Origin of the sequence: Vogesella aquatica (assembly GCF_028548455.1) — a bacterium.
Classification (GTDB): Bacteria; Pseudomonadota; Gammaproteobacteria; order Burkholderiales; family Chromobacteriaceae; genus Vogesella; species Vogesella aquatica.
In genome coordinates this window covers 38,164-60,728 of the sequence record NZ_JAQQLF010000013.1, presented here as the reverse complement: position 1 = coordinate 60,728, position 22,565 = coordinate 38,164, and the positions used below count along the sequence as shown (strand labels likewise).

Annotated in this window: 21 protein-coding genes; 14 read left to right on the top strand and 7 right to left on the bottom strand. The window is 62.2% G+C overall.

Annotated features, from left to right (window positions below; translation table 11 throughout):
• The first annotated feature begins 105 nt into the window (after positions 1–105).
• The 4 genes from PQU95_RS11470 (at position 106) to argS (ending at position 4,849) form a co-directional block, all read left to right on the top strand.
• Entirely contained in the window at positions 106–525 is a 420-nt protein-coding gene (locus PQU95_RS11470) for a hypothetical protein (protein ID WP_272752139.1), read from the top strand.
• A gap of 15 nt (positions 526–540) precedes the next feature.
• Positions 541–1,890, top strand: coding sequence for a prephenate-dependent tRNA uridine(34) hydroxylase TrhP (gene trhP / locus PQU95_RS11465; protein WP_147684948.1), 1,350 nt, complete (start codon positions 541–543; stop codon positions 1,888–1,890).
• Positions 1,891–1,974: 84 nt separating this feature from the next.
• Positions 1,975–3,015, top strand: coding sequence for an MBL fold metallo-hydrolase (locus tag PQU95_RS11460; protein WP_272752137.1), 1,041 nt, complete (start codon positions 1,975–1,977; stop codon positions 3,013–3,015).
• A 115-nt stretch (positions 3,016–3,130) separates the two neighbouring features.
• Positions 3,131–4,849 carry an arginine--tRNA ligase gene (gene argS / locus PQU95_RS11455; protein WP_272752136.1) on the top strand — a complete coding sequence of 573 codons (1,719 nt, stop codon included), beginning with the start codon at positions 3,131–3,133 and terminating at the stop codon, positions 4,847–4,849.
• Positions 4,850–4,899: 50 nt separating this feature from the next.
• Here the strand turns inward: argS and PQU95_RS11450 are convergent, their stop codons facing one another.
• From PQU95_RS11450 to PQU95_RS11425, 6 genes are all read right to left on the bottom strand, one after another.
• Entirely contained in the window at positions 4,900–5,745 is an 846-nt protein-coding gene (locus tag PQU95_RS11450; RefSeq protein WP_272752135.1) for a substrate-binding periplasmic protein, read from the bottom strand.
• Between the two features lie 57 nt (positions 5,746–5,802).
• On the bottom strand, positions 5,803–6,570 hold the full coding sequence (locus PQU95_RS11445; RefSeq protein WP_272752134.1) for a substrate-binding periplasmic protein: 768 nt from the start codon (positions 6,568–6,570) through the stop codon (positions 5,803–5,805).
• A gap of 124 nt (positions 6,571–6,694) precedes the next feature.
• Positions 6,695–8,488 carry an aminopeptidase P family protein gene (locus PQU95_RS11440; RefSeq protein WP_272752133.1) on the bottom strand — a complete coding sequence of 598 codons (1,794 nt, stop codon included), beginning with the start codon at positions 8,486–8,488 and terminating at the stop codon, positions 6,695–6,697.
• A 192-nt stretch (positions 8,489–8,680) separates the two neighbouring features.
• Positions 8,681–9,862 carry an acetyl-CoA C-acetyltransferase gene (locus PQU95_RS11435; RefSeq protein ID WP_272752132.1) on the bottom strand — a complete coding sequence of 394 codons (1,182 nt, stop codon included), beginning with the start codon at positions 9,860–9,862 and terminating at the stop codon, positions 8,681–8,683.
• A gap of 73 nt (positions 9,863–9,935) precedes the next feature.
• Positions 9,936–11,711, bottom strand: coding sequence for a PHA/PHB synthase family protein (locus PQU95_RS11430; protein WP_272752131.1), 1,776 nt, complete (start codon positions 11,709–11,711; stop codon positions 9,936–9,938).
• Positions 11,712–12,005: 294 nt separating this feature from the next.
• The gene (locus tag PQU95_RS11425; protein WP_272752130.1) at positions 12,006–13,616 is read right to left on the bottom strand and encodes a methyl-accepting chemotaxis protein; all 1,611 of its coding nucleotides are present in this window, start codon (positions 13,614–13,616) and stop codon (positions 12,006–12,008) included.
• Positions 13,617–13,728: 112 nt separating this feature from the next.
• Here PQU95_RS11425 and PQU95_RS11420 point away from each other — a divergent pair, with 112 nt between their 5' ends.
• The 5 genes from PQU95_RS11420 (at position 13,729) to PQU95_RS11400 (ending at position 16,880) form a co-directional block, all read left to right on the top strand.
• A complete protein-coding gene (locus tag PQU95_RS11420; protein WP_272752129.1) occupies positions 13,729–14,373 on the top strand; it encodes a fumarylacetoacetate hydrolase family protein in 645 nt (214 codons plus the stop codon).
• Entirely contained in the window at positions 14,370–14,777 is a 408-nt protein-coding gene (locus PQU95_RS11415; RefSeq protein WP_227303179.1) for an RNA-binding S4 domain-containing protein, read from the top strand. Before PQU95_RS11420 ends, PQU95_RS11415 begins: the two co-directional genes overlap by 4 nt.
• Before the next feature lie 139 nt (positions 14,778–14,916).
• The gene (locus PQU95_RS11410; protein ID WP_272752128.1) at positions 14,917–16,080 is read left to right on the top strand and encodes an MFS transporter; all 1,164 of its coding nucleotides are present in this window, start codon (positions 14,917–14,919) and stop codon (positions 16,078–16,080) included.
• Positions 16,077–16,499: a VOC family protein gene (locus tag PQU95_RS11405; protein WP_272752127.1), complete on the top strand. Its 423-nt coding sequence runs from the start codon at positions 16,077–16,079 to the stop codon at positions 16,497–16,499. The genes PQU95_RS11410 and PQU95_RS11405 overlap by 4 nt, the downstream gene beginning before the upstream one ends.
• 3 nt (positions 16,500–16,502) lie before the next feature.
• The gene (locus PQU95_RS11400; protein ID WP_272752126.1) at positions 16,503–16,880 is read left to right on the top strand and encodes a YybH family protein; all 378 of its coding nucleotides are present in this window, start codon (positions 16,503–16,505) and stop codon (positions 16,878–16,880) included.
• 7 nt (positions 16,881–16,887) lie between these two features.
• Here PQU95_RS11400 and PQU95_RS11395 read toward each other — a convergent pair whose 3' ends face one another.
• Positions 16,888–17,661: a helix-turn-helix transcriptional regulator gene (locus PQU95_RS11395; RefSeq protein ID WP_272752125.1), complete on the bottom strand. Its 774-nt coding sequence runs from the start codon at positions 17,659–17,661 to the stop codon at positions 16,888–16,890.
• 187 nt (positions 17,662–17,848) lie between these two features.
• Here PQU95_RS11395 and leuC point away from each other — a divergent pair, with 187 nt between their 5' ends.
• From leuC to asd, 5 genes are all read left to right on the top strand, one after another.
• Positions 17,849–19,255 carry a 3-isopropylmalate dehydratase large subunit gene (gene leuC, locus PQU95_RS11390; RefSeq protein WP_272752124.1) on the top strand — a complete coding sequence of 469 codons (1,407 nt, stop codon included), beginning with the start codon at positions 17,849–17,851 and terminating at the stop codon, positions 19,253–19,255.
• A gap of 14 nt (positions 19,256–19,269) precedes the next feature.
• Positions 19,270–19,392: an entericidin A/B family lipoprotein gene (locus PQU95_RS11385; protein WP_272752123.1), complete on the top strand. Its 123-nt coding sequence runs from the start codon at positions 19,270–19,272 to the stop codon at positions 19,390–19,392.
• Positions 19,389–20,027: a 3-isopropylmalate dehydratase small subunit gene (leuD, locus tag PQU95_RS11380; RefSeq protein ID WP_272752122.1), complete on the top strand. Its 639-nt coding sequence runs from the start codon at positions 19,389–19,391 to the stop codon at positions 20,025–20,027. The genes PQU95_RS11385 and leuD overlap by 4 nt, the downstream gene beginning before the upstream one ends.
• A 60-nt stretch (positions 20,028–20,087) precedes the next feature.
• The gene (gene leuB / locus PQU95_RS11375; RefSeq protein ID WP_227303185.1) at positions 20,088–21,152 is read left to right on the top strand and encodes a 3-isopropylmalate dehydrogenase; all 1,065 of its coding nucleotides are present in this window, start codon (positions 20,088–20,090) and stop codon (positions 21,150–21,152) included.
• Positions 21,153–21,303: 151 nt separating this feature from the next.
• Positions 21,304–22,410: an aspartate-semialdehyde dehydrogenase gene (gene asd, locus PQU95_RS11370; protein ID WP_272752121.1), complete on the top strand. Its 1,107-nt coding sequence runs from the start codon at positions 21,304–21,306 to the stop codon at positions 22,408–22,410.
• Positions 22,411–22,565: the final 155 nt, after the last annotated feature.

Below are 22,565 nucleotides of genomic sequence, written 5' to 3'. Positions count from 1 at the left end.
TTGACGCTGGGTAGGGGCACGCGCATAATCGCGCCGCAACAAACCCTTAACCAGACAAGGCTCCTATCCGGAGCCTTTTGTCTTGTCTTGTATCCGGAGACACCCATGGATTTTCAGGCATTTTTGCGCGAGCTGGAAAGCCACGCGCTGCCTGCCGCCGAGTTTAACCATCGCGCGCACCTGCAGGCGGCGTGGGCTTACCGCAGCCGCTACCCGGCGCGCGAAGCCGCCGCCCGCTGCGCGCATACGCTGTCGCGCTACGCCATGGCCCACGGCGCGGCAGAGAAGTATCACCACACGCTGACCATGGCGCTGCTGGCCATCATGTACAGCCGTCTGGATGCCACGCCCGCACAGCAGGCCAGCTGGGACGATTTTGTTGCGGCCAACCCCGACCTGCTCTGTGGTACCCAGGCGCTGATAGCGCAGCATTATTCCGAACAAAAACTGCAGGAACACGACGCCCGCCGCGGCTTTGTCGCGCCCGACCGCGCGCCGCTGCCCATGTCCTGCCTGTTGCACTGAAACGCGAGAAGATCAATGAAATCACCCGAACTGCTCCTGCCCGCCGGTACGCTGGACAAAATGCGCGCCGCCTACGACTTTGGCGCCGACGCCGTATACGCCGGCCAGCCGCGCTATAGCCTGCGTGCGCGCAATAACGACTTCAAGCTCGAAGAGCTGCGCATCGGTATCGAAGAAGCCCACGCCCGTGGCAAGAAACTGTTTGTGGCCAGCAACATCCTGCCGCACAACAGCAAGATCAAGACCTATATGGCCGATATGGAGCCGGTGATCGAGATGAAGCCGGACGCGCTGATCATGGCCGACCCCGGCCTGATCATGATGGTGCGCGAACGTTGGCCGCATGTGCCCATCCACTTGTCGGTACAGGCCAACACCACCAACTACATGGGGGTGAAGTTCTGGCAGAAGATGGGCGTGGAGCGCATCATCCTGTCGCGCGAGCTGAGCCTGGACGAGATCGCCGAGATCCGCCAGGAATGCCCGGACATGGAGCTGGAAGTGTTTGTGCACGGCGCGCTGTGCATTGCCTACTCCGGCCGCTGCCTGCTGTCCGGCTACTTCAACCACCGCGACCCGAACCAGGGCACCTGTACCAACGCCTGCCGCTGGGACTACAAGGTGCACGACACGCAGGGCGACGACGCCGGTGACGTGAAGCCGCAAAAGATCGACTTCGACTTTGGCAAGGCGCTGGAAGAAGCCAACCAGAGCTTCTCGTCCTGCGGCAGCCAGCAGCGTCACCCGCTGGCCGACAAGACCTACCTGATCGAAGAAGCCAACCGCCCCGGCGAGCTGATGCCCATCATCGAAGACGAGCACGGCACCTACATCATGAACTCCAAAGACCTGCGCGCCGTCGAGCAGGTGGAGAAGCTGGTGAAAATCGGCGTGGACTCGCTGAAGATCGAAGGCCGCACCAAGAGCCTGTACTACGTGGCGCGTACCGCCCAGACCTACCGCCGCGCCATCGACGACGCGGTGGCCGGCCGCCCGTTCGACTACAGCCTGCTGGCCGAGCTGGAAGGCCTGGCCAACCGTGGCTATACCCCGGGCTTCCTGGAGCGCCACCAGACGCAAGAGCACCAGAACTACCTGTCCGGCCATTCCATCGCCAAACAGAGCCAGTACGTGGGCGACGTGATGGAAGTGGACGCCGACGGCTGGGCGCTGATCGACGTGAAAAACCGCTTTGCCGTGGGCGACCGCGTGGAAATCATCCACCCTAGCGGCAACCGCACCGTCGAGCTCACCGAAATGACCCGCAACGGCGAGGCCACCAGCGTGGCGCCGGGTAACGGCGTGAAGGTGAAGATCCCGGGCATGGCCGGTATGGAAAAAGCCCTGCTGGCGCGCCTGCTGTAAGCCGCCACTGCGTTTGTCGTATCGAAAGGCCGCCTCTTAGGGCGGCCTTTTGTCATAATGCATTTTTTTGCGCAGGAAGCAGGCATGAAGCATGGCATCGCCGCGGCACTGGCCGCCTTGACCTTGGCTGCGTGCGGTAGCGGCCAACCGCCAGCGGGTAGCCCGCCGCACCACACCGCCGACGGCTACCAGAACCTGTACCCCTTCCACCAGCCGGGGCTGGGCGACATCCTGCGCTGGCGCTGGGAAGAATGGACCGGCCCCGAGGTAGTGCAGCGCCCGGAGCGCATCCCGCGTGTACAGCCGGACCTGGCCTGGCTGGCGACCAACCGCAGCACCGCCAGCTATACCTGGCTGGGTCACGCCAGCGGCCTGCTGCAGCTGGGCGGCCAGAATGTGCTGATCGACCCGATTTTTTCCGAGCGCGTGTCGCCGGTGCAGTGGCTGGGCCCGCGTCGCTATCTGCCGGTACCGGCCACGCTGGCGCAGCTGCCACGTATCGACACGGTGCTGATCTCGCATAACCATTTCGACCACCTGGACCGAGACAGCATCGACGCCTTGCTGGCGCAGCCCGGTGGCCAGCCGCAATTCGTGGTGCCGCTGGGCATCGATGCCTGGCTGCGCGACCGTGGCGCTACCCGTGTCAACGCGCTGGACTGGTGGCAAAGCGCCGATCTGGGTGGCTTGCAGTACACCGCCACGCCGGCGCAGCACTGGAGCAAGCGCAGCCTGAGCGATACCAACGAAACGCTGTGGGCCGGCTGGGCGGTAAAAGGGCAGGGCAAGACGGTGTGGTACTCGGGCGATACCGGCTACCAGCAGGCGCTGTTTACCGATATCGGCCGCCGCCTCGGCACCATCGATCTGGCGCTGTTGCCGGTGGGCGCTTACCTGCCGCGCTGGTTCATGGCGTCGCAACACGTGGACCCGTTGCAGTCGGTGCAGATGTTCCGCGACGTGAAGGCGCGGCAGGCGGTGGGCATACACTGGGGCGTGTTTGCACTGGCCAGCGAGGCAGTCGATGCGCCGCTGGACGACCTGCCGGCCGCGCGGCGCCAGCTGGGTGTGAGTGAGCAGGCGTTCCGCCTGTTACCGCTGGGCGGTACGCTGCGCCTGCCATAAAGTGCGTGCGGCTTGCGGCAAAGGTTGGCCGCAGGGCGCTTTGGTCGTAAAATTGCTGCATTGCATTCGAGCCGGGCGCTTTGGCGCCCGGCCTTTGATTTTATAAAGGCCCACCATGACCATTCAGCAACTGATCAGCGACCGCGTTGCCGCTGCCCTGGCCGCCGCCGGCGCGCCCGGCGCCCCGGCCGTTGTGCAACCTGCCTCCAAGCCGGAATTCGGCGACTACCAGGCCAACGGCGTGATGGGTGCCGCCAAGGCGCTGAAGACCAACCCGCGTGCGCTGGCCGAGCAGGTCATCGCCCTGCTGGATTTGCAAGGCATCGCCAGCAAGGTGGAAATCGCCGGCCCCGGCTTCATCAACATCCACCTCGACCCGGCCTTTATCGCCGGCCGCGTGGAAAAAGCACTGGCCGACGACAGCCTGGGCATTGCCAAGGCCGAAGCGCGCCGCGTGATGGTGGAGTACTCGTCGGTGAACCTGGCCAAGGAAATGCACATCGGCCACCTGCGCGGCGGCATCATCGGTGATGCGCTGGTGCGCGTGAACAGCTTTATCGGCCATGACGTGATCCGCCAGAACCACGTGGGCGACTGGGGTACCCAGTTCGGCATGCTGGTGGCCTATATGGTGGAAACCCAGAAAGCCGGCGACGCTGCCGTCGAGCTGAAAGACCTGGACACCTTCTATAAACAGTCCAAAAAACGCTTTGACGAAGACGAAGCCTTTGCCGACCTGGCGCGCGACTACGTGGTGAAGCTGCAATCCGGCGACGCCGAGGTGCTGGCGCTGTGGCAGCAGTTCGTCAAGCTGTCGCTGACCCACTGCAACGCCATCTACCAGAAGCTGGGCCTGCTGCTGGACGACGGTGACGTACGAGGCGAGAGCTTCTACAACGCCGACCTGCCGGTGCTGGTGAACGAGCTGCGCGAAAAAGGCCTGCTCACCGAAGACCAGGGCGCGCAAGTGGTGTTTCTGGACGAATTCAAGAACAAGGAAGGCGAGCCGGCAGCGTTTATCGTGCAAAAGCAGGGCGGTGGTTACCTGTACGCCACCACCGACCTGGGTGCTATCCGCTTCCGTATCGGCACGCTGAAGCTGGACCGCGCACTGTACGTGGTGGACTCGCGCCAGAGCCTGCACTTCCAGCAGCTGTTTACCACCGCGCGCAAGGCGGGTTGGCTGCCGCAAGGGGCGGATTTCGAGCACATCGGCCACGGCACCATCATGGGCCCGGATGGCAAGCCGCTGAAAACCCGCTCCGGCGAGAACATCAAGCTGGTCGAGCTGCTGGACGAAGCGATCGAGCGCGCCTACCAGCTGGTAAGCAGCAAGAACGCCGAGCTGCCGGAAGCCGAGCGCCGCAATATTGCCCAGGCAGTCGGCATTGGCGCGCTGAAGTACGCCGACCTGAGCAAGAGCCGTAATACCGATTACATCTTCGACTGGGATGCGATGCTGAGCTTCGAGGGCAATACTGCCCCGTACCTGCAATACGCCTACACCCGCGTGCAGAGCGTGCTGCGCAAGGCCGAAGACTTCAACCCTGCGGCCAACATCGTGGTTACCGAAGCGGCCGAGAAGCAGCTGGCCGTGGCGCTGACGCAGTTCGAGGACGTGGTGTTCACCGTGGCCGAGGGCAGCCAGCCGCACCATTTGTGCAGCTACCTGTACAACGTGGCTACGCTGTTCTCGCGCTTCTACGAGGCCTGCCCGATCCTGAAGAGCGAGGGCGAGGTGCGCCAGAGCCGCCTGCAGTTGGCCGCAGCCACCGCCAAAACCCTGAAAGCCGGCCTGGGCTTGCTGGGCATCGCGGTGCTGGAAACCATGTAAGCCAGCCACACCTTGGCTGCATGAAAAAACCCGCCATCTGGCGGGTTTTTTCATGGCAGGGCCGGGGCTGTGCCGCTGGCGTCGCTGGGTGGCTCGCCGGGTAGTGTGGCCGGCGGTGCCAGTGCCGGGTCGTGGCTGTGCAGGGCTACTTGCTCCACGGGGTCTTCCAGTGGCAGCCAGCGCAGGTGGATGGCCAGGTAGCTGCCATCTTGCAGCATGCCTTCCAGTGCGCGCTGCCAGCGCCGCACGGTGTCCGGTGCCGTGCCGCGCGAAAAGCTCAGGTATAGCGGCAGGCTGCTGAGCGTGCTGACCGGGGCGATGGCCTGCGCCTGGGTGCCGGTAAAGCGTAGTAGCGGGGCGACGGCGGTATTGGCCTCTACCCACAGCCGCACGCGATTGGCCAGCAGCAGGCGCAGGCCCTGCTCGCGGTCACGCGTGCGGTGCGGGCGAAAGCCGGCCTCAAGCGCGGCGGCCTCGGCAATGCTGTCTTGCGCGGTAACGGTGGATTCGCCAGCCAGCCGCGCCGCTGGCAGGCTGGCCAGTGCTGCGGCATGGCGTGACAGGCTATACGCCGTCACGCTGGCGATCATGATGGGCCCCAGCTGGGTAAAGTCACGCCGGTTGTCATCGGTGTCGCCCAGGGTAAACATCATGTGGTCTGGCTGGCTGTGCAGCAGTGCATTGGCCTGATCCCAGGGCTTGAGCTGCATGGGTGCGGTGTCGCCAGTGCGCTGCTGCAGCTGCTGCACGATATCGACAGCCATGCCGGCAGGCTGGTCCAGCGCATTCAGGTAGACAAAGGGCGGCCATTCTTCAGCCAGGATGGTTAGCGGTGCGGCGGTGCCAGGCTGGGCCAGCAATAGGGTAAACGACAGAAGAGTGGCGCGCAGGAGCATGTGTGCTATGGCGTATGGCTGAGTGGGCGACATCATAGCACCGATTGTCCGACAATATCAGCGCTGTATACCCAGGCGCTCAACCTGAAGCGGTACCGGGTCTTGCGGAAACCAGTGCTGGTGGATGGTGGCAAAGCTGCCATCCTGCTTGATTTCGTTCAGCGCTTTTTCCCAGCGCAGTATGGTGTCGCGTGGCACATTGGGCGAAAAAGCCAGGTACAGGCTCAGGCGATCCAGGGTAGCGACACGTTCTACGGTAGCCAGGGGCAGGCCCTGTTCACGCAGTACATTGCCCACTACCACATTGCCTTCCACCCACAGTTTCACGCGGCCGGCGGCCAGCATGCGTGCCGAGTGCGCGGGGTCGTTAGTGGGGAACACATTGAAACCGCGGCTGTGCGCCGTGGTTTCGAAAATGCTGCCACGATAGGCGGCAGTGGGCAGCTTTTGCATGGCGGCAGGGGTGAGCTTGCGTATTTCTGCCGCGTACTGGCGCAGGGCAAATACGTCGGTGCTGGATATCAGGATGGGGCCCAAGAGCGTCATCAGCCGTTCGCGCTCGGCGTTGCGGCCAACGGTAAACAGCATGACGTCTTTCTCGTTGAGCAGGCTGTTATAGGCGCGCGCCCAGGGCTGTATCTGGATGGGGTTGCTGTCTTTCAGCCGCTCTTGCAGCAATTTCACCACCTCTACCGCCATGCCTTCGGGCTGGCCTTTGCCATTGGCAAAGCTGACCGGTGGCCATTCCTCGGTCAGCAGGGAAAGTGCTGTTGCCGGCGGGCTGGTAGCTAGCAGTGTCACTAGCAGTATTGGGCGATATTTCATGGACTGTCCACGTGCCAGAACGTTGAATTTAATATGGCACAATTGCAAGTTGGCCGCACGACGCATTGCATCGGTGCGGCCAACTTGTTTGAGCAGTGGCTGCTGCGGGCTGTGGTGTGGCAGCTTATAGCGGGCGGGTGGCCTGCTGTAGCCAGGCCAGTGCGTCGCCGCTGACCAGCGGGCTGACGCGGGTGAGTACCTCGGTGTGGTAAGCGTTGAGCCAGGCCAGCTCGGCCGGGGTCAGCAGGCTGGGCAGGATGCAGCGGGTGTCGATCGGGCACAGCGTCAGCGTTTCAAAGCGCAGGAAATCACCAAACTCGCTACTGCCGGCGTCCACGTTCAGTAGCAGGTTTTCGATGCGCACGCCCCAGCGGCCCGGGCGGTAGATACCCGGCTCGTTGGAGGTGATCATGCCGGCTTCCATTGCCATGTGCGGTTCAGGGATGGCGCGCGAGATACTTTGCGGGCCTTCGTGCACGTTCAGGAAGTAACCCACGCCGTGGCCCACGCCGTGGCCGAAGTCGATATTGGCCTGCCAGATCGGCGCGCGCGCCAGCGCATCCAGCATCGGCGACAGCGTACCCTGCGGGAAGTGCGCCAGGCTCAGCTGGATCATGCCTTTCAGCACCAGGGTGAAATCGTGCTTCTGCGCGTCGCTGGGGGTGCCTACCGCCAGCACGCGGGTGATGTCGGTGGTGCCGCCGTGGTACTGGCCGCCGCTGTCGATCAGCAACAGGCCGTCGCCGGCGATGTCGCTGTGGCTGTCTTCGGTGGCGCGGTAATGCGGTAGCGCGCCGTTGGCGTTGAAGCCGGCGATGGTGGCAAAGCTGGGGCAGACAAAACCGGGGCGACGGGCGCGGGAGGCGGTAATTTCTTCATCGATGGTCAGCTCGGTGATGCGGCTGCGGCCAACGTTGGCCTCGAACCAGGCAAAGAACTCGGCCAGCGCGGCGCCGTCTTGTGCCATCGCTTCGCGCACGTGCGCCACTTCGTCGGCGGTCTTGCGCGATTTTTGCAGGGTGGACGGGTTGATGGCTTCGACTACCTGTACACCATCGGCCACCGCCTGGCGCAGGCCCAGCGTGATGCGGCGCGGGTCCAGCAGCAGATGGCTGCCGGCGGGCAGGGCGGCCAGTGCCGGCTTGGCAGCGTGGTAGTCGGCCACGGTGATGCCATCGGCGGCCAGTGTGGCGGCCAGTGCGGCGTCGATCTTGCCTGCGCCGACAAACAGCGTGGCGCCGTCGTGTCGCAGCAGCGCGTGCGCGATGAACACCGGGTTGTAATTGACGTCGGCACCGCGCAGGTTGAACAGCCAGGCGATGTCGTCCAGCGTAGAGATAAAGTGTGCGTCGGCGCCGTGCTGCTGCATGGCAGCACGTACGGCGGCCAGCTTGTCGCGGCGCGGGGTGCTGGCAAATGGCGGCAAGTGCTCGTAGACGGCGGCGGCCGGCAGTGCCGGGCGCTCGGCCCAGATGGCGGCCAGCGGGTCTGCATCGGTACGCAAGGTGGCGCCGGCTTTGTCCAGCGCGGTTTGCAGCGCGCGTGCGGCGGCCAGGCCCAGCACATCGCCATCAACAGCCAGTACATCACCGCTGGCCAGGTTGGCCGCAAGCCATTCCAGGTGCAGCGGGCTGGCCACGGTCTGGATCTTCATCAGCTGGATCTCGCTGCCGGCCAGCTCGGCCTCGGCTTGTACCCAGTAGCGGCTATCGGCCCACAGGCCGGCAAAATCGCGGGTAACGATCAGTGTGCCCACCGAGCCGTGAAAGCCCGACAACCAGCGGCGACCTTGCCAGTAGCCGGGCAGGTATTCGGACAGGTGCGGGTCGGAAGACGGAATCAGGCAGGCGGCGATGCCATGCTGCAGCATGTGTTGGCGTAGGGCGGCCAGGCGGGCGGAAACTAGGGTGGCGGTCATGGTGGTTCTCGCTGGAATATTGTATCCATTTTGCGGTGGGCGGCGATGGCTGGCAAGACGGCCAATGGGACAGGACGCAATGTTCTGTAAACAGAATGCCGGAACGGCAGGGGATCATGCCAAAAGAGTGCGGTGGCCATACAGCAAAAAGCCCCGCCGAAGCGGGGCCATGCTAGCCAGGTGGGGCGGGAATTACGGGCGTTCTACCGCCAGCGCCACGCCCATGCCACCACCGATGCACAGGGTAGCCAGGCCTTTTTTGGCATCACGACGCTGCATTTCGTGCAGCAGGGTTACCAGTACGCGGCAACCGGAGGCGCCGATAGGGTGGCCCAGGGCGATGGCACCACCATTCACGTTGACCTTGTCGGCACCCCAGCCCAGCTCGCGGGCCACGCCCAGCGCTTGTGCGGCAAAGGCTTCGTTGGCTTCTACCAGGTCCAGGTCTTCCACTTTCCAGCCAGCTTTATCCAGTGCCTTGCGGGTAGCAGCTACCGGGCCGATGCCCATGATTTCCGGCTCGCAGCCGGTGAGGGCGTAGGACTTGATCACAGCCAGTGGCTTCAGGCCCAGTTTGTCGGCGCGTTCGGCGGTCATCAGCATCACGGCGGCAGCGCCGTCGTTGATGCCGGAGGCGTTACCGGCGGTAACAGAGCCGTCTTTTTTGAAGGCAGGGCGCAGTTTGGCCAGGCTGTCGGCGGTAGCGCCGGCCTTGATGTATTCGTCTTTGGCAAACGCTACCGGGTCGCCTTTGCGCTGCGGTACCAGTACCGGCACGATTTCGGCATCGAATTTGCCGGCAGCCTGGGCGGCTTCGGCGCGGTTTTGCGAGGCCAGTGCCAGTGCGTCCTGCTCGTCACGGCTGATGCCGTATTTGGCAGCCACGTTTTCGGCAGTAATGCCCATGTGGTACTGGTTGTATACGTCGGTCAGGCCGTCGGCCACCATGGTGTCTACCAGCTGGGCGTTGCCCATGCGGAAACCGTCACGCGAGCCTGGCAGGATGTGCGGGGATAGCGACATGCTTTCCTGGCCGCCGGCAATCACGATCTCGGCGTCGCCGCTGGCGATGGCCTGGGCGGCCAGATGCACAGCGCGCAGGCCGGAGCCGCAGACAACGTTCAGGGTAGAGGCCGGGGTGGATACTGGCAGGCCTGCCTTGATCACGGCCTGGCGGGCAGGGTTCTGGCCGGCGCCGGCGGTCAGTACCTGGCCCAGGATCACTTCACTCACGTCTTCCGGCTTCACGCCGGTTTGCGCCAGCAGGCCCTTGATCACGGTAGCGCCCAGCTCGGGGGCGGGGATTTTGGCCAGGGAGCCGCCGAAGCTGCCAACGGCGGTACGCAGTGCTGCAACGATAACGATGTCTTGCATGGTTTTCTCCAGGTTGTTCTGTTCTGTGCCAGATTCGGGTGAAACCGCAATCTAGCACAGAAGTCTTTGCAGATTATTGCAGGGTGGCCAGCTGGGCCGGCATGGCTTTGGCTTGTACGTATTCGCCAGGGGCGTCGCACAGGGCCGGCAGCTCTTTGCTGCCAAAGATTTTCGGGGCGGCGACTTTTTCGCCGGACTGCGGTGCCAGCCAGCCGTCCCAGTCCTTCCACCAGCTGCCCGGGCGGCTCTCGGCGCCGTCCAGCCAGGCGTCGGCGCTGGCGACCAGGTTGTCGTTTACCCAGTAGTTACGCTTGTCTTTGGTGACCGGGTTGATGGAGCCGGCAATGTGGCCGGAAGCACCCAGTACGTAGCGGCGCGAGGCGGCACCGCTGAGGTACTGCACACCGTCGTAGGCCGATTTCCATGGCACGATGTGGTCTTCGCGGGCGGCAAAGATGTACAGCGGGATGTCGATCTGCGATACGTCGATCTTCACGCCGCACAGCTCGATGCTGCCCGGCTTGGTCAGTGCATTGTTGATGTAGAACTCTTTCAGGAAGAAAGTGTGCATCGGCAGCGGCAGGTCGACGGCGTCGTTGTTCCAGTACAGCAGGTCGAACGGTGGCGGGGTCTTGCCCAGCAGGTAGTTGTTGACCACGTAGTTCCACACTAGGTCGTTGGCGCGCAGGCTGGCAAAGGTGCGGCCCAGCTCCTTGCCGCTGACGATACCGCCACCGCCGGTAGCCAGCTTGGCTTCGCGGGTCTGGATCAGCTTGTCGTCGATGAAGACCTTGATTTCACCCGGGTCGGTGTGGTCTACCAGCGAGGTCATGAAGGTGGCGCTGTCGATGTAGTTCAGCTTGCGGTGTTTGAGCACGCACAGCGCGGTATTCAGGATGACGCCGCCAATGCAGAAGCCCAGCGCGTTCATCGATGGCTGCTTGGTGATCTTGCGGATAGCTTCGGCCGCGGCAATCACGCCTTCCTCGATGTAGTTGTCCCATTTGTAGTGCTTCATGTCCGGCGTAGCCGAGCGCCAGCTCACCAGGAATACGCGGTAACCCTGGGCCACGAAGTGGCGCACCATGGAGTTATCCTGCTGCAAGTCCATCAGGTAGTACTTGTTCACGCACGGCGGTACGATCAGCAGCGGCTTCTCGTAGACCTGCTCGGTGGTCGGGGTGTACTGGATCAGTTCGATCAGCTTGTTGCGGAACACCACCTTGCCCGGGGTGCAGGCAATGTTCTTGCCGATCTCGAACTTGCTTTCATCCGACATGGAGATGTGACCTTTCTGCAGGTCTTCCACCATGTTTTTCATGCCTTCTACCAGGCTCTCGCCCTTGGTTTCCAGCGCACGCTTCACCACTTCCGGGTTGGTCAGCATGAAGTTGGTCGGCGCCATGGCGTCGATGTACTGGCGCGTGGCAAAGGCCAGGCGTTCCTTGTCTTCGCCTTCCAGCTGGGATTTATCCACCAGCTCGGTCATCCATTTGCTGGTCAGCAGATAGCTTTGTTTCAGGAAGCTGTAAAAAGGGTGTTCGTTCCATTCCGGTGCGGCAAAGCGGCGGTCACCTGCGGCAGGCTGGGCGGCGGGTGCGCCACCGGCGGGCTGGCCCAGGAAGGAAAGCCAGATGTTCATTTGCTGCTGGTACAGGTTGTTTTGCAGGGCAACAAACTGGTTGGCGTTGTCTACCATCTGCTGCCATGCGCCGGCCATCGGGTTGGCCGCGTCTTGCGGCGACAGGCCGCTGCCCAGCGAATTCACGAACTGCTGCATCCACTTCTGATTGGCTTCGGACAAGTTGGCAAAAAAACTGTCCAGCGATGTGGTGGTTTCCTGACTCATTGATATCTCCTTCAAATGGGGGAAGACAAACAGGCCGTGCTGCCTTGCGTGACAGGATGTTTTTCTTGTTGGGCGCAATCTGTTGAGTAAAGACTTTACCATTGCTTTATGACAAAACACAGCAAGGTCATGCTGCATTGCGATATAAACACAGGTAATGGGTATGCAGGCAACAACAGGTGGCAGCTCGGGATTGGGCTAGTGGCGGGAGTATGGCAGATTTATTGCCATGGCATGTTGTTTTGCATCAATAGTGAGCCGCCCCGGTATCTTTGTTCCGGGGCGGCAAGCTGCTCAGACGGTAAAGTTCTTGACCTTGTTTTCCAGGTGGTCGGCTTTGTCTTCCAGCTGGCCGGCATAACCGTCCAGATTGACGGCGCTGTTGGCATTGTTTTCCGATAGCTGGGCTATTTGCTCGACACGCCGTGCCATATCGTTGCTGGCAGTGCGTTGTTCTGCCAGGGCATCGGCGATTTCGCTGGCGGATTGTGATACTTCGTGGATGGTGTGCTGGATGCGGACGATGGCGTCTTGCATTTCGGTGGTCAGTGCTTCGCCTTTGCTGACACGGCTGACACTCTGCTGCATGGCCAGGTTGGCCGCCTGGGCAGACTGGGTAATTTCGCGCACCATCTGGTCGATCTGTACCGTGGACTGTGCCGAACGCTCGGCCAGCTTGCGCACTTCGTCGGCCACTACGGCAAAGCCGCGGCCCAGGTCGCCGGCGCGGGCAGCCTCGATGGCGGCGTTCAGTGCCAGCAGGTTGGTCTGGTCTGCCACGTCACGAATCACGTCCAGCACGCTGACAATGGTATGGCTTTGCCTGGTCAATGCGGCAACCTGTTGCTCGCTATGGCGAATGGCGGTGCCGATGGCGGTAATTTCCTGCAACGTGGCATCGATCACCCGCGAGCTGTCGCTGGAAGCCTGGCCGGCCTGGCTGGCGCGCTGCTGGGCCACTTCGGCGCTGTCGGCAATATGGGTAATGCTGACGGCAAACTGCTCGACGGTACTGGCAATGGACGAGGTGGCTTCGCTTTGCTGGCGCGAGCTCGTGCTGATGGTGTCGGAGGTCTGGCCGATCTGGCGCGCCATCTGGTTGATGTTGTCACTGCTATGACGTACGTCCTGGATAATGGTGCCCATATTGTCCAGCAGGCTGTTGAGCTGGCCGGCGATCACCGCCAGCTCATCCTTGCCGCGTACCGGTATGCGCAGGCTAAGGTCATGCTTTTGCGTGATGGCCTGGCAGGTGTCGGCCAGCTCGCGTACGCTGCTGTTCAGCCGGCTGGCCAGGCGCCACGCCATGATGCTGCCGATAGCCAGGCTGGCCAGCAGTGCCGCACTGGCAAACAACAGGCTGGTGTGCAGGTTTTGTTCACTGCTAAGGTAGTTTTTTTCTGCTTCGGCCAGCTGCAGGTCTATCAGCTTGCTGATATCCGTGCTGAGTGGGTCAACGGCAGGGTAGAGCTGGCTGGATGCCAGGGTTTGCAAGGCTTCTTTTTGCCCGTTTTGCATCAGCGCCCGCGCTTGGCGGGCCACGCCTAAAGCATTGTTTATTTTACCTTTGGCGCTTTCTACCAGCGCCGCTTCTTCGGCGGTAAGCTGCGTGGCGGTATAGGCGGTCCACTGCTTGTTGAATTCGGCTTCTGCCGTAGTGATGGCGGAGGCGGCCTCGGCTGCAGAGAGTGTGCCGGCATTGGTTTTATGAATGGTATCCACCACATTCACGGCAAACATATCGGCGACAACTTTCAGCTGTTTCAGGGGAATAACCCGATCCTGGTAGGTACTGGCAAAGGCACTATTGCTCTTTTGCAGCATTAATACCATGCTGCCGCATAGCAGTAACATCAACAATAGCAGGCTGCCTGCCAGCCAGAAAACGCGTGCTTTGATGCTCATATTGCCCCCTTGGCGTGCGATTCAACATGTCGTTATTTGGTTTTAGTGTATTTTGCGCTTTGTTGCGGATTTCTGTGGTTAAGGCCACGCTTAATTTGATTGGTATGGATTTATGAATGTTTGCCTGGCAGGAATGGAGCAGCGTGTCGGCACGCTATTTTGCATTGGTCGGAACTACGCAGCCCATGCGGCCGAGCTGGGTAATGCCATGGAAGAAGAGCCGGTTGTCTTTCTGAAACCGGCCGCCGCGCTGCTGCCGAGCGGCCAGCCTTTGCATTTGCCTGCTTTTTCGCAAGATGTGCACTACGAGTGCGAGCTGCTGGTGCTGATCGGGCGCGATGCCGACAACATCCGCGAGGCGGAGGCGCTGCAATACGTGGCGGGTTACGGTGTCGGCCTGGACCTGACCGCGCGTGACGTGCAGAGCGAGGTAAAAGCCAAGGGCCTGCCGTGGACCAAGGCCAAGGGCTTTCGCGGTGCCGCCTGCGTATCCGCTTTTGTGCCGGCCGGTGAGCTGGACCCGTTGGCCGCACGCTTCACGCTGCAGGTCAATGGCCAGCTGCGCCAGCAAGGCGACACCACGCTGATGCGATTTTCTGTGCCCTATATCGTGAGCTACCTGTCGCAGGTATACGGCCTGCGTGCGGGCGACGTCATCTTTACCGGTACGCCGGAAGGGGTAGGGCAGCTGCATGCTGGCGATGCGCTGCAGCTGGACCTGGGCGTGGTGCAAGCACAGTGGCAGGTGGCGGTATGAGCAAGACAAAGTTGGCCGCAGACGACGACAAGGTACGGCTGGATAAATGGCTGTGGGCGGCGCGCTTCTTCAAAACCCGGCAGCTGGCGCACGAGGCGCTGGAGCTGGGCCGCGTGCTGGTGAATGGCGAGCGGGTGAAAGCGTCGCGCGTGGCGCGCGAGGGCGAGCTGCTGCAGATCCGTATCGATAAACTGGTGTACAACGTCACCGTGCTGGGGCTGGCTACCCAGCGCCGCCCGGCGGCAGAGGCACGGCTGCTGTATAGCGAAAGCGAGGAATCCATCGCCGCGCGCGAGCACCAGATCGGCCTGCAAAAAGCCGAACACGCCAGTTTTCCGTACGGTGACGGGCGGCCTACCAAGAAGGCCCGCCGCGATATCGTGCGCTTCAAAGACAGCTGGTAGCTGTATGGCGGGGCGGAATGTCGGCACAAAACAGTCTGTTTTATTGACTGGCGGGGCATGCGTGCTTCATATGCGGGGGCTTTTGCGCTATATTGACGCCCCGGTGCCCTGCACCCGCTTCCCCTTTTAGTTCTGCATCATGTCTGCATCTGCCCCTCTGGCTGCCCTGGCGGCGTTTTATTTTTCCTATTTTGCCTTCCAGGGCCTATTTGGCCCGTTCTGGTCGCTATACCTCGAATCACTATCCTTCAATACCGTCCAGATATCCATCCTGATGGCGCTGTCCACGCTGGCGCGTATCGTGGCACCGATGTTCTGGGGCTGGCTGGCCGACCGTAGCGGGCAGCGCCGCGTCATCATGCTGTGGACCTCGGTGGTGTCTATGGCCAGCTTTGTGATGGTGGCCTGGCAGCACAGCTTCTGGGGCATGTTTATCTGGCTGGCGGTAAACCATTTCTTCTGGGCGGCTGCACTGCCGCTGGGCGAGGCTTCTACCGCGCACCTCACGCGCAGCCAGCCGGGGCGCTACAGCCGTGTGCGGGTATGGGGCTCTATCGGTTTTGTCTGCTTTGCCGCCAGCGGCGGTTACCTGCTGAACCTGGTGACCATGGCCAACTTGCCGTGGCTGATCGTCGGCCTGCTGGGGCTGATCGTGCTGGCGTGCTGGCGCGTGCCCGAGGTGGCCATCGAGCGTGCCAAGGCACGGCCGGAGCCGATCTGGGCCACGGTACGCCAGCCGCACGTGGTGGCGCTGTTTGCCTGCTGCTTTTTGCTGTCGTTTGCCATGGGCCCGTACTACAACTTCTACTCCATTGGCCTGAAAGAGGCGGGTTATAGCGCCAGCACCACCGGCCTGCTGTGGGCTGCCGGGGTGATGGCCGAGATTGTGGTGTTTTGGCAGATGCCACGGCTGATGGCGCGCTTTACGCTGGAGCGCCTGATGCTGGCCTCGCTGCTGGTGTCGGCGCTGCGCTTTGCGCTGATGGCCACCTTGCTGCCGGTGGCGGCGGTGGCCTTTGCGGCGCAGCTGGGCCACGCTTTTACCTTCGGCGTACACCACGCGGCTGCCGTGGGGTTGATTCACCGCAACTTTGCCGAGCAGCACCAGGCGCGTGGCCAGGGGCTGTACACCGTGGCGTCGTTCGGTGTGGGCGGTAGCGTCGGCGGCTTGCTGGGCGGGGTACTGTGGCAATACGGTGGCGTAGGGCTGACCTTCGGTGTGTCCACCTTTGCGCTGCTGCTGGGCGTGGGCGTGTGTGTGAAGTGGTTGCGGCCAACCCCGGCTACCGTGTCTGCAGCATGAGGTCGCGGCTTAATCTGATTCTGTTGGGCGTGGCCGATGTGGCGCGCAGCGCCGATTTTTACTCGGCGCTGGGCTGGCAGCGATCGCCACGTGGCTCGGCCGCGTTTGTTTTGTTTGACCTGGGCGGCGTGGCGGTAGCGCTGCAATCACGCGAGGCGATGGCTTGCGATGCTGCATACCCCGATGCGACAGGTAGCGGCTTCGCCGGTATGGCACTAGCCTATATTGCCCGCAACGCCGACGATGTTTACCGGGTGCTTGATAAAGCGGTTGCCCTGGGCGCTACGCTCGCCGTGCCGGCTCGGGCAACTGCCTGGGGGCATAGCGGCTATTTTCGTGACCTGGATGGCCATCTGGTCGAGGTGTTGTACGAAGATGGCTGGCAGTTTGATGCGCATGACAACCTTGTATTGGACTGAGCAATGCACGCAACACCACAGCAGGCGCTGGCAGCATATGAAAAGGCGCTGGCCAGCTACGACTGGGAACAGATTGCCCCGCTCATTCACCCGGATGCCTGCTTTTTGTTTTCCACCGGTAGCCACCATGGCAAAGAGGCTATCGGTGTGGCGATGCGCAGCGTGTTCTCGTTGATCAGCGATGAGCGATATCGCATTAGCGCGTTGCATTGGGGGCATATCGGTGCGGATATTGCCTGTGCCAGCTACCGTTTCGATTGGCAGGGCGTGATTGATGGTGAGCTGGCCAGCGGTGCCGGGCGCGGTAGCTGTACCCTGTTGCGCGACGAGGTTCACGGCTGGCGTTTACTGAGTGAGCATCTGGGACCGTTGCCCGAGTAGCGCATTTTTACAGCAACATCACCAGTTTCAGCGCCGGCGCGTGCGCCAGCCTTAGCGTGAGCTGCCGGTAGCTTAGCCGCCCCTGGTGCGCGTGGTTGAATACCCGCTCGCCGCCTTCTCTTCCCAATACATCCTGTTGCCGCCATAGCTCGTCAAATGTCGCGCTGGCTTCGCGCAGGCCGGCGATCAGCGTGGTGGCGGCTTCGAGCTGTAGCGCGCTGGTGTCGGCGCGGAATTCGGCCACCATGCGCCGCGCCCGCGTGGGCCAGTCGTCTACCAGCTGTGCGGCCAAGGGGTGGCAGAACATGAACTGCAGCAGGTTCTTGCTGCCCGGCTGGTCCAGCCAGCCGGTAAACAGTGCCCCGGCTTCGGCATTCCAGGCGGGTACCTGCCACAGCGCATCCAGCACATAGGCTGGCCGGCTGATGTGGGCGGTAGCGGCAGCCAGCATCTGTTCGGCTTCGGGGTTGGCCGCAGCGCTGCTGTGCTGCGGGTTTTTCTGCCCGGCCAGGTTGAACAGGTAGTCGGTTTCGGCGCGCGACAGCTGCAGGGTGCTGGCCAGCGCCGCCAGCGTGGCAGCCGATACCGACTGCGTGCGGCCTTGCTCGATCCACGTTAGCCAGGTGGGGCTGATGCCGCATAGCGCGGCCACCTCTTCGCGGCGCAGGCCTTTGGCGCGGCGGCGGCTGCCGTTGGGCAGGCCGGCTTGTTCCGGCTGCAGCCGCTCGCGATGGCTGCGGATAAAGTCGCCAAGCGGGCTGGGTTGGCTGGGCTTGCTCATGCGTGGGCCTGCAGTTTGGCTGTTAGTGTTAGTACTAGTATAAAAGCTTATCTTGTACTAGGAAAACGCCTGCGTCATGATGGTGGCCAACGCAGGATTTGCGCCGGCGCAAAGCCGGGTGGCGCCGCAGGGCGCACGCTGGCCGGCAGGCAAATCCCTTGTTCCATCCTTATCTGAAGGCGCGACCATGACCGCACAAACCCTGTACGACAAGCTGTGGCACAGCCACGTGGTGCACGAAGAAGCCGACGGCACCGTTTTGCTTTATATCGACCGCCACCTGGTGCACGAAGTGACCAGCCCGCAGGCGTTTGAAGGCCTGAAACTGGCCGGTCGCCCGCTGTGGCGCGTGGATTCGGTGGTGTCGACTGCCGACCACAACACGCCTACCAACGATTGGGACAAGGGCATCCAGGACCCGATTTCCCGCCAGCAGGTAGAAACGCTGGATGCCAACATCAAGGCCTTTGGCGCGCTGGCCTACTTCCCGTTCAAGGATAAAGGCCAGGGTATCGTGCACGTGATGGGGCCGGAGCAGGGCGCCACGCTGCCGGGTATGACCGTGGTCTGTGGTGACAGCCATACCTCCACCCACGGCGCTTTCGGCGCGCTGGCGCACGGTATCGGCACCTCGGAAGTGGAACACGTGATGGCGACCCAGACGCTGGTGGCCAAGAAATCCAAGAACATGCTGGTGCGCGTGGACGGCAAGCTGCCGGCCGGCATTACCGGCAAGGACGTGGCGCTGGCGATTATCGGCAAGATCGGCACCGCGGGTGGTACCGGTTACGCCATCGAGTTTGGCGGCGACGCCATTCGCGAGCTGTCGATGGAAGGCCGCATGAGCCTGTGTAATATGGCCATCGAAGGCGGTGCCCGCTCCGGCCTGGTGGCGGTAGACCAGAAGACTATCGACTATGTGAAAGGCCGCCCGTTTGCCCCGAAAGGCGAGCAATGGGACGCCGCCGTAGCCTACTGGAACACGCTGCATTCCGACGAAGGCGCGCACTTCGACCAGGTCGTAGTACTGGACGCGGCCGACATCCAGCCACAAGTCACCTGGGGCACTTCGCCGGAAATGGTCACCGACATTAACGGCCGCGTGCCGGACCCGGCGCAGGAAGCCGACCCGGTAAAAAAAGGCTCCATCGAGCGCGCGCTGGCCTATATGGGCCTGCAAGCCGGCACCCCGATGAGCGAGATTCCGGTAGATATCGTGTTCATCGGCTCCTGTACCAATAGCCGCATCGAGGACCTGCGCGACGCCGCGGCGGTAGCCCGTGGCCGCCAGAAAGCGGCCAACGTGAAGCAGGTGTTGGTGGTGCCGGGTTCCGGCCTGGTAAAAGCGCAGGCGGAACAAGAAGGCCTGGACAAGGTCTTTATCGAAGCAGGCTTTGAATGGCGCGAGCCGGGCTGCTCGATGTGTCTGGCGATGAACGCCGACCGTCTGCAGCCGGGCGAGCGTTGTGCGTCTACCTCCAACCGCAACTTCGAAGGCCGTCAGGGCCAGGGTGGCCGTACCCACCTGGTGAGCCCGGCCATGGCTGCCGCGGCTGCGGTGGCTGGCCACTTTGTTGACATCCGCTCGCTGTAATAGAGGCAAATATCATGACTACCCGACTTTTTGTGCTGATCTGCATGGCCCTGGCCATCTCTGGCTGCAACACGGTTTCCGGCATAGGCAAGGACATCAAGAAGGCGGGTAGCGCCATTGAAAGGGCTGCACAATGAAAGCATTCACCACACTCAACGGCCTGGTCTGCCCGCTGGACCGCGCCAACGTTGACACCGACGCCATCATCCCCAAACAATTCCTGAAGTCGATCAAGCGTTCCGGCTTTGGCCCCAACCTGTTCGACGAGTGGCGCTATCTGGACCACGGCGAGCCCGGCATGGACAACAGCCAGCGCCCGCTGAACCCGGATTTCGTGCTGAACTTCCCGCGCTACGCCGGTGCCCAGGTGCTGCTGGCACGCGAAAACTTTGGCTGTGGTTCCAGCCGCGAACATGCGCCGTGGGCGCTGGAAGACCAGGGCTTCCGCGTGGTGATCGCGCCGAGCTTTGCCGATATTTTCTTCAACAACTGCTACAAGAACGGCCTGCTGCCCATCGTGCAACCGGCCGAGGTGGTAGACCAGCTGTTCCGCGAATGCGAAGCCGCCGAGGGCTACGCGCTGAATGTGGACCTGCCGTCGCAGACCATCACCACGCCGGGGGGGCAGACCTTTGCCTTCGACATCACCGAACACCGCAAGCATTGCCTGCTGGGCGGCCTGGATGAAATCGGCCTGACTTTGCAGCACGCCGACCAGATCAAGGCTTACGAGGCGCAACGCCGCCAATCGCAGCCCTGGCTGTTTGCCTGATACACCCCAAGGTTGGCCGCATGCGGCCAACCTTCTGCCCCATAGCACAGGATAAAGATCATGAAAATTGCAGTTCTGCCGGGTGACGGCATCGGTCCGGAAATCATTGCTCAAGCCAAACGCGTGCTGGATGTGCTGCGTAGCGACGGCCTGCCTATCGAAATGGAAGAGGCGCCGCTGGGTGGCGCTGGCTACGACGCTTTCGGCCAACCCTATCCATCGTTTACGCAAAACCTGTGTCGCCAGGCCGACGCAGTACTGCTGGGTGCCGTTGGCGGCCCGGCGTACGACAATCTGGACCGCCCGCTGCGCCCGGAGCGCGGCCTGCTGGCCATCCGCAAGGACCTGAACCTGTTTGCCAACCTGCGCCCGGCCATTCTGTACCCGGAGCTGGCCAATGCTTCCACGCTGAAGCCGGAGGTGGTGTCGGGCCTGGACATCATGATCGTGCGCGAGCTGACCGGTGACATCTACTTCGGCCAGCCGCGCGGCATCGCCGTGAACGAGCTGGGCGAGCGCGAGGCGTACAACACCATGCGCTACAGCGAGAGCGAGATCCGCCGCATTGCCCACGTGGCCTTCGGTATCGCCATGAAGCGCAACAAGAAGCTGTGCTCGGTAGACAAGGCCAATGTGCTGGAAACCACCGAGTTCTGGAAAGAGATCATGATCGACGTGGCGCGCGAGTACCCGCAGGTAGAGCTGAGCCACATGTACGTGGACAACGCCGCCATGCAGCTGGTGCGCAACCCCAAACAGTTCGATGTGATGGTGACCGGCAATATCTTTGGTGACATCCTGTCCGACGAAGCCTCCATGCTCACCGGCTCCATCGGCATGCTGCCGTCGGCATCGCTGGACCAGAACAACAAGGGTTTGTACGAGCCTAGCCATGGCTCTGCCCCGGATATCGCCGGCAAAAACCTGGCCAACCCGCTGGCCACCATCCTGTCGGCTGCCATGATGCTGCGTTACACCTTCGGTCAGGAAGCCGCTGCGCAGCGCGTGGAAAATGCCGTCAAAGCCGTGCTGGCCAAGGGCTACCGTACTGCCGATATCTTTGAGGCAGGCTGCGAGAAAGTCAGCTGCAGCGGCATGGGTGATGCTGTGGTTGCCGCCATGTAAATGGCCGTTTTAATGCCATTAAAATAAAAAACATCTACCCCATTGTGCGCGCTGCTGTTGCCCTGCACAATGGGGTAGATCACTAGATAAGCCCCGGTTTTAACCGAGGGCAGCGGTTTCAAACACCCGACGACATTCAGGAGAAATTATCGTGCGAGTAGGTTTTGTAGGCTGGCGCGGCATGGTGGGTTCCGTGCTGATGCAGCGCATGCTGGAAGAAAACGATTTTGCCGTCATCAACGAGCCGGTGTTCTTCACTACCTCCAATGTGGGTGGTGCTGCACCAAACGTTGGCCGCGAGGTGCCGCCGCTGAAAGACGCGCGCAATATCGACGAGCTCAAGGCAATGGACGCCATCGTTACTTGCCAGGGTGGCGACTACACCGCCGAGGTGTACGGCAAGCTGCGCGCAGCCGGCTGGACTGGCTACTGGATCGACGCGGCATCCAGCCTGCGTATGGAAGATAACGCCGTGATCGTGCTGGACCCGGTTAACCGCAACGTGATCGACGCGGCGCTGGCCAAGGGCGTAAAAGATTACATCGGCGGCAACTGTACCAACTCCATCATGTTGATGGGCATGGGCGGTCTGTTCCGTGAAGGCCTGGTGGAGTGGGTGTCATCCATGACTTACCAGGCCGCTTCCGGCGGCGGTGCCAACCACATGCGCGAGCTGCTCAAAGGCATGGGCGTGGTGCACGCGGCGGTGGCCGACGAGCTGGCTACGCCATCGTCCGCCATTCTGGATATCGACCGCAAGGTGGCAGCGTCCATCCGCGAAGACGTGCCGACCGAATTCTTCGGTGCGCCGCTGGCCGGTGGCCTGATCCCGTGGATCGACAAGCAGCTGGATAATGGCCAGTCCAAGGAAGAGTGGAAGGGCCAGGCTGAAGTGAACAAGATTCTGGGCACCGATGCCACCATTCCGGTGGACGGCCTGTGCGTGCGCATCGGCGCCATGCGCTGCCACAGCCTGGCGCTGACCGTGAAGCTGAAAAAAGACCTGCCGCTGGAAGAAATCGAAGCCATCATCAAGTCGGGCAACGACTGGGTGAAATGGGTGCCGAACGACCGCGAAATCAGCGTAAAAGAGCTGACCCCGGCAGCTATCACCGGTAGCTTGCAGATTGGTGTTGGCCGCGTGCGCAAGCTGAATATGGGTGGTGAATACCTGTCCGCCTTCGTGATTGGCGACCAGCTGCTGTGGGGTGCGGCCGAGCCGCTGCGCCGCATGCTGCGCATCCTGATCGAACGCTAAGCCAGCAGGCTACGTGCTTGCAGTGCTGTATAAACGGCCTGCCACCTTAGGTGGCAGGCTTTTTACTGGCTAATTCACTTTATTTGTGGGTGGGGTGCGCTAAAATGACGGCAATTCATTTTTTGTGTGGCCCCTCAAGTTTTATGGGCTGCGCA

Excerpts from the sequence above, each read along its gene's own strand:
- PQU95_RS11470 (WP_272752139.1), top strand. The coding sequence starts at position 106 with ATGGATTTTCAGGCATTTTTGCGCGAGCTGGAAAGCCACGCGCTGCCT.
- trhP (WP_147684948.1), top strand. The coding sequence starts at position 541 with ATGAAATCACCCGAACTGCTCCTGCCCGCCGGTACGCTGGACAAAATG.
- PQU95_RS11460 (WP_272752137.1), top strand. The coding sequence starts at position 1,975 with ATGAAGCATGGCATCGCCGCGGCACTGGCCGCCTTGACCTTGGCTGCG.
- argS (WP_272752136.1), top strand. The coding sequence starts at position 3,131 with ATGACCATTCAGCAACTGATCAGCGACCGCGTTGCCGCTGCCCTGGCC.
- PQU95_RS11450 (WP_272752135.1), bottom strand. The coding sequence starts at position 5,745 with ATGCTCCTGCGCGCCACTCTTCTGTCGTTTACCCTATTGCTGGCCCAG.
- PQU95_RS11445 (WP_272752134.1), bottom strand. The coding sequence starts at position 6,570 with ATGAAATATCGCCCAATACTGCTAGTGACACTGCTAGCTACCAGCCCG.
- PQU95_RS11440 (WP_272752133.1), bottom strand. The coding sequence starts at position 8,488 with ATGACCGCCACCCTAGTTTCCGCCCGCCTGGCCGCCCTACGCCAACAC.
- PQU95_RS11435 (WP_272752132.1), bottom strand. The coding sequence starts at position 9,862 with ATGCAAGACATCGTTATCGTTGCAGCACTGCGTACCGCCGTTGGCAGC.
- PQU95_RS11430 (WP_272752131.1), bottom strand. The coding sequence starts at position 11,711 with ATGAGTCAGGAAACCACCACATCGCTGGACAGTTTTTTTGCCAACTTG.
- PQU95_RS11425 (WP_272752130.1), bottom strand. The coding sequence starts at position 13,616 with ATGAGCATCAAAGCACGCGTTTTCTGGCTGGCAGGCAGCCTGCTATTG.
- PQU95_RS11420 (WP_272752129.1), top strand. The coding sequence starts at position 13,729 with ATGAATGTTTGCCTGGCAGGAATGGAGCAGCGTGTCGGCACGCTATTT.
- PQU95_RS11415 (WP_227303179.1), top strand. The coding sequence starts at position 14,370 with ATGAGCAAGACAAAGTTGGCCGCAGACGACGACAAGGTACGGCTGGAT.
- PQU95_RS11410 (WP_272752128.1), top strand. The coding sequence starts at position 14,917 with ATGTCTGCATCTGCCCCTCTGGCTGCCCTGGCGGCGTTTTATTTTTCC.
- PQU95_RS11405 (WP_272752127.1), top strand. The coding sequence starts at position 16,077 with ATGAGGTCGCGGCTTAATCTGATTCTGTTGGGCGTGGCCGATGTGGCG.
- PQU95_RS11400 (WP_272752126.1), top strand. The coding sequence starts at position 16,503 with ATGCACGCAACACCACAGCAGGCGCTGGCAGCATATGAAAAGGCGCTG.
- PQU95_RS11395 (WP_272752125.1), bottom strand. The coding sequence starts at position 17,661 with ATGAGCAAGCCCAGCCAACCCAGCCCGCTTGGCGACTTTATCCGCAGC.
- leuC (WP_272752124.1), top strand. The coding sequence starts at position 17,849 with ATGACCGCACAAACCCTGTACGACAAGCTGTGGCACAGCCACGTGGTG.
- PQU95_RS11385 (WP_272752123.1), top strand. The coding sequence starts at position 19,270 with ATGACTACCCGACTTTTTGTGCTGATCTGCATGGCCCTGGCCATCTCT.
- leuD (WP_272752122.1), top strand. The coding sequence starts at position 19,389 with ATGAAAGCATTCACCACACTCAACGGCCTGGTCTGCCCGCTGGACCGC.
- leuB (WP_227303185.1), top strand. The coding sequence starts at position 20,088 with ATGAAAATTGCAGTTCTGCCGGGTGACGGCATCGGTCCGGAAATCATT.